13 protein-coding genes are annotated in these 14089 nt (G+C 57.8%); 9 read left to right on the plus strand and 4 right to left on the minus strand.

Annotated elements, in window-relative coordinates:
- The first annotated feature begins 70 nt into the window (after nucleotides 1-70).
- The 5 genes from hutU (at nucleotide 71) to hutP (ending at nucleotide 5404) form a co-directional block, all read left to right on the plus strand.
- Nucleotides 71-1762, plus strand: coding sequence for a urocanate hydratase (gene hutU / locus BUA65_RS09535; RefSeq protein WP_072869222.1), 1692 nt, complete (start codon nucleotides 71-73; stop codon nucleotides 1760-1762).
- Between the two features lie 239 nt (nucleotides 1763-2001).
- Nucleotides 2002-2895 carry a glutamate formimidoyltransferase gene (gene ftcD, locus BUA65_RS09540; protein WP_072869223.1) on the plus strand — a complete coding sequence of 298 codons (894 nt, stop codon included), beginning with the start codon at nucleotides 2002-2004 and terminating at the stop codon, nucleotides 2893-2895.
- 179 nt (nucleotides 2896-3074) lie between these two features.
- A complete protein-coding gene (gene hutI / locus BUA65_RS09545) occupies nucleotides 3075-4349 on the plus strand; it encodes an imidazolonepropionase (RefSeq protein ID WP_072869225.1) in 1275 nt (424 codons plus the stop codon).
- Nucleotides 4343-4963, plus strand: a complete 621-nt coding sequence (locus BUA65_RS09550; RefSeq protein ID WP_072869227.1) for a cyclodeaminase/cyclohydrolase family protein — start codon at nucleotides 4343-4345, stop codon at nucleotides 4961-4963. The genes hutI and BUA65_RS09550 overlap by 7 nt, the downstream gene beginning before the upstream one ends.
- 30 nt (nucleotides 4964-4993) lie before the next feature.
- On the plus strand, nucleotides 4994-5404 hold the full coding sequence (gene hutP, locus BUA65_RS09555; RefSeq protein ID WP_242656294.1) for a histidine utilization transcription antiterminator HutP: 411 nt from the start codon (nucleotides 4994-4996) through the stop codon (nucleotides 5402-5404).
- A 160-nt stretch (nucleotides 5405-5564) separates the two neighbouring features.
- Here the strand turns inward: hutP and BUA65_RS09560 are convergent, their stop codons facing one another.
- Nucleotides 5565-5963, minus strand: coding sequence for a hypothetical protein (locus BUA65_RS09560; RefSeq protein WP_072869229.1), 399 nt, complete (start codon nucleotides 5961-5963; stop codon nucleotides 5565-5567).
- Between the two features lie 177 nt (nucleotides 5964-6140).
- Between BUA65_RS09560 and BUA65_RS09565 the strand changes: the two genes are divergently transcribed.
- From BUA65_RS09565 to BUA65_RS09580, 4 genes are all read left to right on the plus strand, one after another.
- Nucleotides 6141-7139 carry a cation diffusion facilitator family transporter gene (locus tag BUA65_RS09565; RefSeq protein ID WP_242656297.1) on the plus strand — a complete coding sequence of 333 codons (999 nt, stop codon included), beginning with the start codon at nucleotides 6141-6143 and terminating at the stop codon, nucleotides 7137-7139.
- Nucleotides 7140-7352: 213 nt separating this feature from the next.
- Nucleotides 7353-8075, plus strand: a complete 723-nt coding sequence (gene sigI, locus BUA65_RS09570; protein ID WP_084062261.1) for an RNA polymerase sigma-I factor — start codon at nucleotides 7353-7355, stop codon at nucleotides 8073-8075.
- 6 nt (nucleotides 8076-8081) lie between these two features.
- Complete coding sequence (locus tag BUA65_RS09575; protein ID WP_072869234.1) at nucleotides 8082-9329, plus strand: anti-sigma factor domain-containing protein; 1248 nt, start codon at nucleotides 8082-8084, stop codon at nucleotides 9327-9329.
- 43 nt (nucleotides 9330-9372) lie between these two features.
- Nucleotides 9373-9930 (plus strand): CBS domain-containing protein, encoded by a 558-nt coding sequence (locus BUA65_RS09580; protein WP_072869235.1) that lies wholly within the window; start codon nucleotides 9373-9375, stop codon nucleotides 9928-9930.
- Nucleotides 9931-9997: 67 nt separating this feature from the next.
- Here BUA65_RS09580 and BUA65_RS09585 read toward each other — a convergent pair whose 3' ends face one another.
- The 3 genes from BUA65_RS09585 to BUA65_RS09595 form a co-directional block, all read right to left on the minus strand.
- On the minus strand, nucleotides 9998-11416 hold the full coding sequence (locus tag BUA65_RS09585) for an ArsB/NhaD family transporter (protein WP_072869237.1): 1419 nt from the start codon (nucleotides 11414-11416) through the stop codon (nucleotides 9998-10000).
- Nucleotides 11395-11979: an LbetaH domain-containing protein gene (locus BUA65_RS09590; RefSeq protein ID WP_072869239.1), complete on the minus strand. Its 585-nt coding sequence runs from the start codon at nucleotides 11977-11979 to the stop codon at nucleotides 11395-11397. Before BUA65_RS09590 ends, BUA65_RS09585 begins: the two co-directional genes overlap by 22 nt.
- Nucleotides 11980-12044: 65 nt before the next feature.
- A complete protein-coding gene (locus tag BUA65_RS09595; RefSeq protein WP_084062247.1) occupies nucleotides 12045-13589 on the minus strand; it encodes an SLC13 family permease in 1545 nt (514 codons plus the stop codon).
- Nucleotides 13590-14089: the final 500 nt, after the last annotated feature.

A 14089-nucleotide genomic window follows, 5' to 3' on the forward strand; every position in this document is an offset into this window, starting at 1 on the left:
AATCAGAGGCCTATGCAATTATTTTAACGAATATTTAACATAATGAAATTTCATCTGTAGGAGGGTTTTTATGTTCGACTTCACCAAACATACCAACATCCGCGCGCCCAGGGGCAACCGACTGCACTGCAAGGGCTGGGGGCAGGAGGGCGCCCTGCGTATGCTTATGAACAACCTGGACCCGGAGGTGGGGGAACGCCCGGACGATTTGATTGTCTACGGCGGACGGGGCCGGGCCGCCCGCTCCTGGGAGGCCTACGATGCCATTGTGCGGACCCTTTTGGAGCTGGAAAACGACGAAACCCTGCTGGTGCAGTCGGGTAAGCCGGTGGCCGTTTTCCGCACCACCGAAGCAGCCCCCCGGGTGCTCATCGCCAACGCCAACCTGGTGCCCCAATGGGCCACCTGGGAGCATTTCAACCACCTGGAGGAACTGGGGCTGACCATGTTCGGGCAGATGACCGCCGGTTCCTGGATTTACATCGGCAGCCAGGGGGTGATCCAGGGCACCTTTGAAACTCTGGCCGCCCTGGGGCGCAAGCATTTTCAAAGTCACACCCTGCGGGGCCGCCTCTATGTTTCCGCCGGTCTGGGGGGTATGGGCGGTGCCCAGCCCCTGGCGGCCAAAATGCTGGAGGCCGTGGCCCTGCTGGCGGAGGTGGACCCGGCCCGCATTGAAAAACGCCTGGCCACCGGGTACCTGGATAAAGTGGTGCCCACCGTTGAGCAGGGGGTGCGGGAAGCCCTGCGGGCGAAGGAAGCAGGGGAAGTGGTGAGTATCGCCGTGCCGGTGCACGCCACGGAGTTGCTGCAGTACCTGGTGGATCATAATATCACTCCGGACGTGCTGTCGGACCAGACGGCTGCCCACGACCCGCTGGTGGGGTACGTCCCGGACGGGTATGATGTCAAGGAGGCCGCCGCCCTGCGCGCTGCCGATCCGGACGAATATCTGAAAAAGGCCAGGGCTTCCATAGCCCGCCATGTGGAACTGATGCTCACATTGACCCGCCGGGGGGCGAAGTCCTTCGATTACGGCAACAACATCCGGCGGGTGGCCTATGAAGCCGGGGTGCAGGACGCCTTTGAGATCGACGGCTATGTTCCTGCCTACATCCGGGACCTGTTTGCCCAGGGCAAGGGACCCTTCCGCTGGGCGGTCCTTTCCGGCAAACCCGAGGAGATATATAAGCTGGATCAACTGGTCCTGGATATGTTCTCTACAAACGAGCCCCTCTGCCGCTGGATCCGGCTGGCCCAAAAACACATTCACTTCCAGGGCCTGCCCGCCCGCATTGCCTATATGGGCTATGGGGAGAGGGAAGCCTTCGGCGTGCGGGTGAATGAAATGGTGGCCAGAGGCGAGCTCTCCGCACCGGTGGTTTTCGGCCGGGACCACCACGATACCGGCTCCGTGGCCTCCCCCTTCCGGGAAACGGAAGCCATGCGGGACGGCTCCGACGCCATTGGCGACTGGCCCATTTTAAACGCCCTGTTGAATGTGGCTTCCGGCGCCCACTGGGTGTCCTTCCACCACGGTGGCGGCACGGGCATCGGTTATTCGCTGCACGCCGGGATGGTGGTGGTGGCCGACGGTTCCGCGGACAGCGCCGGCCGGCTGGAAAGGGTGCTGCATAATGACAGCGGCCTGGGTGTGGTGCGCCATGCCGACGCCGGTTATGAGCTTGCCGCGCAGACATTGCAAAAGAACCCGGTGAAAACCCCTTTAATCGGGCCAGAAACACAGCCCCGGCGTAAGTAAAGAGTTTTTCCCGGAGGTGTTCCCGCAAAAAGGATGGAAACGATGCAGCCGGCAGGCGAAAGGTGATTTGCCTGGCACCATTAATGGGGCAAACGGGGCATCACTTGGGGCGTGGTATCTACGGAGCAAGTTTTGAGGTAAGTAATATGGTTTGCTTGCTTATGTAAACACCTTAAGGTTATAGCGGGGATACCCTTGCCATCAGGTGGGGGTGTCCCATTTCAGGGGGGTTCACATAATTGTCCAAACTGGTAGAATGCGTACCCAATTTCAGTGAAGGCCGACGTCCGGAGGTGGTGCGGGCCATTGTGGCCGCCGGGGAAAAATGCGGTGTAAAAATCCTGGACTGGACCATGGATGGGGATCACAACCGCAGTGTGGTCACCTTTGCCGGTGAACCGGAGGCGGTGCTGGAAGCGGCCCTGGCCATGATCCGGGAGGCCGCGGCCCGGATCAATATGGAGGAACACCGGGGTGCCCACCCCCGCATCGGGGCGGCGGACGTGGTGCCCTTTATCCCCATCGGCGGGGTGACAATGGCCGAATGCGTGGCCCTGGCCCGCCGCCTGGGGGAAAGGGTGGCCCGGGAGCTGGAGATACCCGTTTATCTTTACGAGGAGGCGGCCACCCGGCCGGAAAGGCGCAACCTGGCCGACGTGCGGCGGGGAGAATACGAGGGGTTGAAAGAGGAAATCAGCCGCCCCGAGCGCCGGCCCGATTTCGGCCCGGCCCGCATGCACCCCACGGCCGGGGCGGTGGTCATCGGCGCGCGCAAGCCCTTGATCGCTTTCAACGTCAACCTGGGCACTGACAACATGGCTGTGGCCAGGGCCATTGCCCGGGCGCTGCGGGCCAAAGATGGCGGTCTTACTTTCGTCAAGGCCCTGGGAGTGGAATTGAAGGATCGCCATCAGGTGCAGGTGTCCATGAACTTGGTGGACTATGAGCGCACGCCCATTTACCGGGCGCTGGAACTGGTGCGCCTGGAGGCCGCCCGCTACGGCGTGCCCGTGGTGGGGACGGAAATCGTCGGCCTAGTACCCCTGGACGCCCTGCTGGGTTCCCTGGAGTATTATTTGCAAAGCGAGTCCTTCAGCCGGGACCAGGTGCTGGAAGTGAAGCTGAATGCATAGGTGGGGATTGTTCCCACCATGGTGAGCCGGTTGGAGAGACAGCCCGGCGGCCTTAACCCTAAAAGCCGGTATCAATACCCGGAGCGGTAAAATGGGTGGGAAAGGCGCCTTTCCCCGGTGGCGGTTTATGGATTACCTGAGCGCCTGATTGATCGGGTCAGAAAAGGGGTGTCTATATTTTGCGATCATATGCGGAACTGGTGGTGCACAATATTGGTGTTCTGGCCACCTGTGCCGGGGGAGTGAAAAGGGGCCGGGACATGCTGGACGCCGGATTGGTGGAGGGCGCGGCGGTGGCCGTGTCCGGCGGACGCATCCTGGCCGCCGGACCGGAGGAAGAAGTAAAGGGGGCCGTGCGGACGGACGGCCGCACAAAATTTATCGATGCCGAGGGCTGTCTGGTCACCCCCGGCCTGGTGGACTGTCATACCCATCTGCTCCACGCCGGTTCCCGGGAAAAGGAGCTAACCTGGAAACTGGAAGGAAAAAGCTATCTGGAGATCCTGGCCGCCGGCGGGGGGATATTGAGCACGGTACGGGAAACCCGCCGGGCCGGTGATGAAATGCTGCTGGAGCAAACGAAGAAACGCCTGGCCCGGGCGCTGGCCCACGGTACCACCACCGTGGAAATAAAAAGCGGCTACGGGTTGAGCGTGGAGGAAGAACTGCGGGCGCTGCGGCTGGTCCGCCGCCTGCAAAGGGAGCAGCCGGTGGAGCTGGTGCCCACCTTTCTGGGCGCCCACGCCGTGCCGGAGGAGTATAAAAACGAACCGGACCGCTATGTGGATCTGGTTTGCGATGAAATGATCCCCCGGGTGGCCCGGGAAAAACTGGCCCTTTTCAACGATGTTTTTTGCGAAGAGGGAGTTTTTACCGTGGACCAGTCCCGCCGCATTTTACAGGCCGGCCTGGCCCACGGGCTGCGGCCGAAAATACACGCCGACGAAATGGCTGGCAGCGGCGGGGCGGAACTGGCGGCGGAGGTGGGGGCGGTGAGCGCTGACCACCTGCTGCACGTTTCCCCCCGGGGGATCCGGGCCCTGGCCGCCGCCGGCACCGTGGCCGTGCTGCTGCCGGGCACCGCCTATTACCTGGCTTCCGGGCATTATGCCCCCGCCCGGGCACTCATCGAAGCCGGCGTGCCGGTGGCCGTTGCTTCCGACGCCAACCCGGGTTCCTGCCCCACCGAAGCGCTCCAGTCCCTCTTCAACACGGCCTGCCTGTACCTGCGCCTGCGGCCGGCGGAAGTGCTCAACGCCATGACCGTCAACGGGGCGGCGGCCCTGGGCCTGGCCGGGTGGCTGGGCAGCATCGAGCCGGGCAAGCAGGCGGACCTGGTGATCTGGGACGCGCCCAACCTGGATTATCCGGCCTACCACTTCGGGGTCAACCTGGTGCGGCAGGTGATCAAGGCCGGGCAAATAATCGGACGGGGAGAAGAATGTGTATGCTGATGGACTTAACTGTTCATGACTTCATGGATGCCGTGGCCGCGGACAGTCCCGCTCCGGGCGGGGGAAGCGTGGCCGCCTGCACCGGCGCCTGCGGGGCGGCGCTGATGGCCATGGTGTGCCGTCTCACCCTGCGCGGCCGGGAGGAAGAGGGTACTGCCATGGGCCGGCTGCTGGCCCTGGCAGAGGAAAAGCGCCGGGAATTGGCGTATCTGGTGGAGGAGGATACCGCCGCCTTCCACTGGGTGATGGATGCCCTGCGGCTGCCCAAAGGAACACCCGCAGAAAAGGAAAAGCGGCGGCAGGCCCTGCTGGAGGCCACATTTTACGCCGCCCGGGTGCCCCTGCGTACGGCCTCCCTTTGTGTGGAACTGCTGGAACATATCCGGGTGCTGGCGGACAGGGGCAATCAGAACGCCTTAAGCGATGCGGCCGTGGCCCTGGAGTGCCTGTATGCCGCCTGCCGGGGGGCGTGTTATAACGTGCGCATCAATTTAAAGGGGCTGGGCCCTTCGGAAAACAAAGACGCTCTTTTGCACGAGTTGCAGGAAATTGAAGGGCGGGCGGCAAATGTCTATCACGCCGGCAGGAAGCTGCTCGCTCAAAAGGGCCTGTAACCTGTAAGACAAACGGGCAGGTGAATATTCTTGCACAGCATCGGAAAAATGGCCATTCTCGCCGTCCTGGGCCAGCCCTTGCCGGAGGGCCCCTTTCGCCTGGTCACGGGACAGGTGGGATCTATGGGTGTAGAAAAGGTGGTGGCAGCCGTGGAAACGGCTGCCAAAAGGGAGGGGCTCATTGCTGCCGATCACTACCGCGGCGAGCACGCCCTCTATCACGCCGTCCTGGAGGCCCTGCACGGCGTCTGCCGGGGGCAGCTGGAACTGGGTTCCATCCTGCGCACGGCGGGGTTGAAATTTGCCGTGGTGGTGGGGCCCCGGGAGGACGACCGACCGGCGGAAGGGCACTGGCTGGCCGTGGCCCTGTACGGATATATCGGCGCCCCCCGCCGGGGATTTGAGCATGAGGTTATCGGGCTGGGGATTAATCACCTTTAAATCTCCCTGTTAATCACCCTGGAACCGGCCGGCGTGGCGACGTATCGGGCAGGACGGCGCGCTGCTGTTTTTTGTGCATGGATTTGGCTCCGGCATACCAGGTGGTGTCCGGTAAAGTTTTTACTGAGCCAACCGGTGGGCCATGTATGTATGCAACCGTTCACCGACCCGCCGGATTTCCTCTGTGCCGGGCAGGCTGTCCAGGATCGTTGCGCCGGATCTCCGCCAGTGTCCACGGAAAGTTGATATCGTAAATCCAGGACAGCATCAAAAGCTTCCGGTCGTTGAAATTCTGCATGTCGCTATAATTGCAGAGCTGGCCCTGCAGCAGGTTGCGGATCAGCACCGGCGAGTAGCTCGGCGTATCTGGTAGGCCGGAGTTTAAAAGGGGATTTGTTCCGGCTTCCTTTTGCTCCAGGGACCCGGTGAACACCTGCAGGATGTCCAGCTTGTCCGCATCCCGGATCAGGCAGGCAAACAGCCCCGGCCGCTCCGGCAGGTCCCTTAGATTATGATACTCTATGGACGTGGTGATCAGGTTTCTTTCTTCTGGCGGCAAAACGGATCACACCTTTTCTTGTCCCCAGTTGCCCTTAAAAGAAGTGCTATGCTATAATATTAAGTATACAACCGGAACGAATCAGCAGGCTGGCCCTTTTTAAGGTAGCAGTTTCACCCGTGGGACATCATTCCAGGTTTCGGGATGACGTCTCCGGGTCTGTTTTTTATGGGAGTGGTGGGCTTGGACGAGAAAGTAAAGATTGCCAGGCTTTCGGTCATCTCAAATACCCTGCTCACCGGCGGCAAACTGGCTGTGGGCCTGGCCATGAATTCGGTAGCAGTTATTTCTGAAGCATTGCACTCAGGCCTTGACCTGATGGCGGCACTCATTGCTTATGCCTCGGTGCGGCAATCCTCCCGTCCAGCTGATGCCGAGCATAATTACGGCCACGGTAAGTTTGAGAATGTGGCAGCCATTATTGAAGCGCTGTTAATTGTCGCAGCCGGGTTCATGATCGTGCTCCAGTCCATTCCCAAACTCCTGGGTGCCCGGGAGGTGCACCACCTGGGCCTTGGCATGGCGGTGATGGGACTGTCGGCAGCTGTCAACCTGGTTATCTCCAGCCTTTTGATGCGTACCGCCAGGCGCACCGGTTCCCCGGCCCTGGAAGCCGACGCCTGGCACTTGCGCACCGATGTCTATACCTCGGCGGGAGTACTTATGGCCATGCTGGCCATTCAGATGACCGGCTGGTACATCCTGGACCCCCTGATTGCCCTGGTTGTTTCCCTGTTTATTTTCAAAGCGGCTTATGATCTCCTGCGGGGCTCCTGGGGCAGCATTGTTGATGCCCGCCTTCCCGAGGATGAAGAACAGTTAATCCGGCAGGTTCTGACCTCCTATGCCGGTGAATTTGTGCAGTTCCACGACCTGCGTACCCGCCGGGCGGGTCCGGACCGCCACATAGATTTTCACCTGGTGGTTCCCGGTTACCGTCCCATCGCCCAGGTACACCAGCTCTGTGACGCCATTGAAGACGATATCTGCCGGCAGCTGGCTGGGGCCAGTGTACTTATCCATACCGAGCCCTGCCGTCCTGGCACAAGCGACTGCCATATCTGCCGGGTGCACATTTCCCTGGCAGGCTCCGCCCAAAAACGCAGATGCGAGGAGTGTCGTGCCTGTGCCGGGCGTTCAGAAGCAGTCCCTCCGGACGCGAATGGGAATGGTTGAAAAAATACCTTTATGCAGGGAAAAAACTATCTAGGGTCGAATAATGTAGAAGAAAAAACAGGGGTGAAGGAAGAAACCTGCACCCCTTTATCATTACCGTTAAATCACAGCCCCCATGCTCCCCCAAAAAGAGCGGCTGCCGCGTAGTAAATAAATAATAGACGTTGGGCAGACCGGGGGTGAATCATGGGGACCTGAAGGATGGTGCGGCCGGTGGAGGATTTAGATTACCTCCTTGCCCTGGCCAGGTCAGGGGATGGTGAGGCCCGGGAAAGATTGCTGGCTGAGTGCCGCCCCTTTATTGCCCGGGTTACTGCCGGGCTTTGCCGCCGGCATCTGGAATGGGGTTTTGATGACGAGTTGAGCATTGCCTTCATCACTTTTAATGAAGCCATTGACCGTTACGAAGAGGACCGTAAGGTGCCCTTTTTAGCATTTGCCCGGCTCATGATTAAAAGCCGTATTACGGATTTCCTCCGTAAGGAAGCTCGGGCGTCGGCCCGTATGGCCGGGTCACTGAACAGTGAACAGGAGGACCTGTCCGTCAGCCCCCTTGAGTCATCGCTGGCCTGGCAGGATTACCTTGCCCGGGAAGCGGCCCGGGAAAGGGAAGAAGAGATCCGGGACTATGCTAAAATCCTGGCCGAATTTGAGATCTCCTTTTCCGAACTGGTACGCTGCGCACCCAAGCATCACGATGCGCGGCGGGTTTTGCTGGAAGTTTCCCGCCGCCTGGCTGCCGACGGTTCCCTTTTCCAACAGCTGATGAAAACAAAAAAACTTCCCCTAAAAGAGCTTTCCCTGCTGACCGGTGTGCACCGCAAAACCCTGGAGCGGGGACGTAAATATATCATTGCCATGGCTCTTCTCTGGTACCACTGCCATGAATTTTTATACCTTTGTTATTATCTTAAAGCCAGCGGTGAAGGAGATTGAAGAAAATTGGTTACCGGCATTGTCGTGGAGATCAAGGCCAAAACATGTATCATTCTCACCCCTGACGCGCAGTTCCGGGAAATTCCCCTGCCCACCGGCGGAGTGCGTCTGGGTGAAGAGATTTGCTATATTCCACGCAGGCGCACTATTTTCTGGCAGTCTTTGATGGCTGCCGCATGTCTGTTGATTCTCTTGGGTGCAGGTCTTCTGTATCATGGTTGGTTGACCCAGGCGGTGGCCTATGTTTCCATGGACATCAACCCAAGTGTGGAAATGGCCCTGGACCGGCGGGAGTACGTGTGTGAGGCTAAAGGCTTGAATGCCGCAGGAGAAATCCTGCTGTCCCGGGCCGCCGTGCTTGGCCGTCCCGTGGAAGAGGCCATTGCCACCATACTTATCCGGGCGGTCCAGTCCAACTATCTTCTCCCGTCTCAAAACAACGTCGTGCTGACTACCATTACCCCGAAAAATGGACGGGAGCCGGCGCTGCAGCCGGGGGAGATATACCAAACTATCGTTAAGTCCCTGCAATCGACGGGAGTGCCGGCCGAGGTGGTAGTGGAAACCGCTACACCGGAAATCCGCCGGCAGGCCCGCAAGCTTGGTTTATCCACGGGCCGTTATCTAATCCATGTGGAGGGGAGTAAAAAGGGTCTGGATATCGATTTGGAAGAATTAAGACGGGAAGGTATGGCCAGCCTGGAGAAAAAGAAGGGCATAGTGATCGGGGAAGTGCTGGGCAAAAACGGCTACACCGGGTGGGTGGATCTGCCCAAATCGGTCTCCCGACCGGGTCCTGAAGCCAGAAGTAATCATCGTTCACCCGGATTGGTAAATAACAAAGGTCTTAAGCGGGTTTCCATAACGGAGGATAAAGTCTCCCGGACGCACTCCGGCACCAGTACCCCGGTGCAAAAAACAAGTATCCCTGTTAAACGGGTAGTACCTGACGATGCCCGGGGACTGCCCGGCCTGCGCGTCCAGGGAGTTCCCCCGCATGGCAATGATCAGGAACATAATGGCATCAAGGAACGTAACATTAAGACCGAGGAACCAGATGGTAAAGGCCTGTATGATAATGATAATGAAGTCCTTCGTGACAACAAAGACCTTCCCAGCACTACAGATCGTGATCAAGACCTTCACAACAACAAAAAGTTAAAAGATAACATTGACAGGAAGAACAACCAAAACAGTGATTATAATAATAATAAAGCTACGTTGCCAGACAGCCGCCCGAGTGGTAGAATGTAGTTATCTGGATCATCACCAGCAGCAGGGTAAGGGGGGATTTGAGATGCCTGCGTTGGTACAATCCGCTGGCGATGTCTTGGCCATGTCATTTAAACGGGAAAAAACCGTGGGGGATTTAATGGTTTCCCTGGAAGCCTGCCGGACTATTCCCGCGGATAGCAGTCTAAAGGATGCCCTATCTTTGATGAAAAGGGTTGCCCTGCAGTCGCGGGCGGGGGCTATTCCACCCCTCGTAGTGCTTGAAGCCAGAGTTCCCATTGGGCTTTTAAAAGCTGACCACCTGCTGGCCCTGGCCCATTTACCCTTCCCCCAGAGGGAGTCCTATGCCGGATGGTCAATTTCCTTCCCCACAGAAGAACCCCCTTCTTATAACGGCCTTTTTACCTCACGCGTCCAGGAAATGGCCAAAAGAAAAGTGCGGGAAACCATGCATCCCTTTCCGGCAACGTTGCAGCCCCAGGACCCCTTGAGCCGGGCGGCCTATCTCTTATCTCACAGCGGTTTTGAAATCCTGCCGGTGGAGGAAAAGAACCGGGTGGTGGGTCTTTTGCGCGACAAGGAACTGTTTCTTGAATTGAGCAGAATCGTTACCGGCGGATGATACACAATAAAGGACCGGATAAAAATAACCCGCCATTTCAGGCGGGTGTTGTGTTTAACTATACTTTCTAGGCCTCCTTGTACTTGGACAGCACTTTGGCTGAGGACCGGTCTTGCGGGCGGAAGAGATAGTTATTCAAGAGAGTTGTCACCAGCCCCAGTACGGCTGCCACCGCCAGGGTTCCCACCAGGGATACCAGCCCGTGGTAGTGGTGCCAGAAGAGCAGGTAGACCGTGGATACTACAATGGACATGATCATTAGCGGGAAGGCCACCTTCATGTAGCCGAGGAAGGAAATGGGATGGCCCCTCTTTTCCGCCATACCGATGACCACTACGTTGGCCGAGGCGCCGATGATAGTACCGTTGCCTCCCAGGCAGGCACCCAGCGACAACGCCCACCAGAGCAGGTCCAGGTTTGTCATCCCGCCCAGGCGCCCCATGTCATGAATGAGGGGGATCATGGTAGCCACGAAGGGGATGTTGTCAACAAAAGCCGAGGCCAGGGCGGAGATCCACAGGATGAGCATGGCCGCGGGCACCAGCTGCCCCTGGGTGACCTCCAGGGAAAAGCGGGCTACCGCCTCGATGACCCCCACCTTTTCCAGCGCTCCCACCACTACGAAGAGGCCGACGAAGAAAAAGATTACCGGCCATTCCACCGCGTGCAGGGCATGTTCCGGGTCTTCCCGGGTGATCAGCAACAGCAGGCTGGCTCCGGAAAGGGCGATGACACTGGACTCCAGGTGCAGGTACTGGTGCAGGACAAATCCGGTAATGGTCAGAAACAGTACCAGCAGGCACTTCTTCAACAAGACGGGATCCTTAATTTCATCCCTTTCATTCAGGAGCATAATTTTTTCTTGCAGTTCCGGGCGGGCCACCAGCTGGCGGCGGTAAATCAGGCGCAGGAAGAAAATTGTTAAAATATAGATTACTGCAATTACCGGCGTCAGGTTGATCACGAAATCCATGAATCCCAGGTGGGTCTGGCTGCCGATCATGATGTTGGGCGGGTCGCCGATCAATGTGGCCGTCCCGCCAATGTTGGAAGCGATGATTTCCGCAATGAGGAAGGGTATGGGGCTGATCTGCAGCTGGCCGGCGATGGCGAAGGTAACCGGAACAATCAGCAGCACCGTGGTCACGTTGTCCAGAAAAGCCGAGAGGACTGCCGTCACTAGGGAAAGGGCGGCCATGATGCGCAGGGGTTCGCCTCTGGCCTGGCGGGCCGCCTTGACGGCCAGGTATTCAAAGACACCCGTCTGGCGGGTGATGCCCACGATGATCATCATGCCCACCAGAAGGCCGATGGTGTTAAAGTCAATGGCGTGAGTTGCCTCCTCGGGGTTTAAAATCCCGGTTAGAGCCAGTATTGCTGCTCCCACCAGGGCGGCCACCGCCCGGTGGATTTTTTCCGAAACAATCACGGCGTAGGTAAGCAAAAAAACGGCCGTGGCCAAGATTACCTGGGTTTGTTCGGACAAAGTTCACCCCTCCTGTAAAAATTCAAGTAGGCATCGCACAGCTCCCGGTTGACCGCAAGCACTTCCCCGGCAAACTCCAACTGTCGGGGAGAGACCTCCGGCAGGGATGCTACATGCTCCGGTGCCGTCACCACGGCAAGACTGGGGATATACCTGCCGTCGGGTATTTCTACTCCGTCTATCAATGCCCCGTGGCCGACGAAACACCTGCTACCCAGGCGGCTCCGCATAACCATGGCCCTGAACCCCACAAAAGTATCATCCCCGATTTCGCACGGTCCGTGGACGATGGCCCCGTGGGCCAGGCTGCACCTTTTGCCTATGGTTACGCTGCCCCTTTTAAGACAATGGACGATCACACCATCCTGTACGTTGCTGTATTCGCCAATGACAATGGGAAATCCTTCATCGGCCCGAAGAACCGCTAACGGATATACGGCAACCCCATCTTTAATAACCACGTCTCCAATTATAACCGCCGTTTCATGGACAAATGCATTCGCGCTTACCACGGGGAACCCCCCGGGTTTCCAGCTGACCGCAGGGGCCTGCTGCAACACCATATTTTCCCCCTTTTTGCCGGAAGCGGGGCAGCACAGGTGCTGCCCCGCTTCCGGTTCTTAAAACTTTATTTAAGCAGTGCCGGCACACCCAGAAGCGGCCAGATGGTCAGGGCAAACACGGCCAGCAGGACAAGGGCCATAATACTGGCAGGGATGCCGGCAACGAAGAACTCACCGGCAGTGAACTGTTTGGACTCGTAGGCGATGGCGTTGGGTGCAGCCCCCACCAGCAGGCAGAAGGGCAATCCTGCCGCGGCCAGGGAGGTCCACAGGATCAGTTCCGGGTTGACCCCAAGGTATTTGGCGATGATCAGGGCCACGGGCAGGGTGATGGCAATGGCGGCCACGTTCATGATGAAGTTGGTCATAACCATTACCAGGAAGAAGATGGCCAGCACGAAGATCAACCAGGGAGCCTGCTTAAACATGCCCAGCCAGTGTACGGCCATCCACTGGGCGGCCCCGGTCTGCCACAGGCAGAAGCCGATGGACATGGCTCCGCCGAATAGAAGGACGATATTCCAGGGAATCCGCTTTTCCAGATCCTCCACCGTAAATAAGCGGGTCAGGAAGAACAGTAACCCCAGCGTGAGCATAATGGCGCTCTTGTTCAGGCTTTTCAGCGCCGGGATGAAGTTTTGCGAAGCCAGGAGAGCTACCACTACCGCCACTGCTACACCGACAAAGATTTCCTGTTTGGTCAGGGGGCCGAGGCCGGCGGAGAGTTCTCTCACCTTTTCCTTTAGACCGGCAATGCGGTCTTTTTCCGGCCTGAACCAGATGATCATCAAAAGCCAGATTAAGAGCATCATGGCGAAGCCGTAAAGGACCATGACCTCAGTATAACGGGCAAAGCTGATTTCCTGGCCCGTAATCTGCTTGTAGAACCCCAGGGCCACTACACCCCGGGCGGCTCCCAGCAAGGTAATCAGGCTGCCCGCTCCGGCGGTGAAGGCCATGCCGATGAACAGGGCCTTGCCGAACCGGCTGGTTTCACCTTCTCTGGTGCCGTAGAGCCCCAGAATGGCCATTAAAATGGGGAACATGGTGGCGGCTACGGCCGTGTGGGCCATGAAAAGGGTCAGGATAACGGTAACCACGAAAACTCCCAGAAGGATCATTCTCGTGTTTTCACCGGTGATCTGCAGCATCTTAAAGGCCAGCCGCCTGGTCAGGCCCACTTTGGTAAAAGCCAGGCCGACCATTAAAGAACCGAGGATGAATAATACCGACGGATCCATGAAATCCCTGAAGGCAACGTCGGCCGGCCGGATGCCGAATAAAGCCTGGAAGATACCGATGGCCAGGGCGGTAGCCCCGATGGGAATAACCTCGAACACCCACCAGATGCCGGCTAAAAGGAACAGCCCGATGGCCAGCTGGCCTTGCCGGGAAAGGGCGAACTCTTTGCCCGCCGGATCCACGGCTACCGGCAGCGGGGGTAAGAAGTAGAGCAGGAAAAACAGTCCCAGGCCAAGGGAGATGAATACGGTGCGCTTCAAGTCCCACTTAAATTCCTTTTGCAACTCAAGTGGTTTGGGTGCCTCTGAAGGTCTGGCGGCGGTTTGGGACCGGGCGCGCCCGGTGATATCTTCTAAAGTTTTGGCCATAAAAACCCCTCCTTGCCTTTTTCATTGTCACTGGACCGTGATGTAGCTGGATAGAGCTCCCGCCACCCCCTTTGCATCAGATTCCCGGCAAATTGTGAACTTATGTACTATCCTGGGTATAAAAAGGCCATGTAACCGAAAGTGCATAGCTGGATAAGCACCCCCCAATCTTTGTTTAATCAGTTAAATGCCAACAGTTGTCTTGTCTGGAGTTGTTAAAGGTGGAACAACGGAAAGGCTTGCTTTATATTCAAGAGTGGAATGTGAGATAAGACACATATAGTTGTGAATGAGTGCACTAAGGTGCGGTTAAAAAAAGCCACCTGTCCTTTCGTTACCTTTAAGGCCCAGGTACTGCCTTTCGAACAAGTGTGTGTTGACAATTCAGGTTACTTTTGTCACTCCCATCATAGCACAAGAGCTGCGTGAAATCAAGCACAAGTTTTCTAAACGCAGGTAAAATTTTTTCGGGAATTGTGATGACAAGAAAGGAAAGTAGT

The sequence above is a fragment of the Desulfofundulus thermosubterraneus DSM 16057 genome (assembly GCF_900142025.1).
GTDB classification, from domain to species: domain Bacteria; phylum Bacillota; class Desulfotomaculia; order Desulfotomaculales; family Desulfovirgulaceae; genus Desulfofundulus; species Desulfofundulus thermosubterraneus.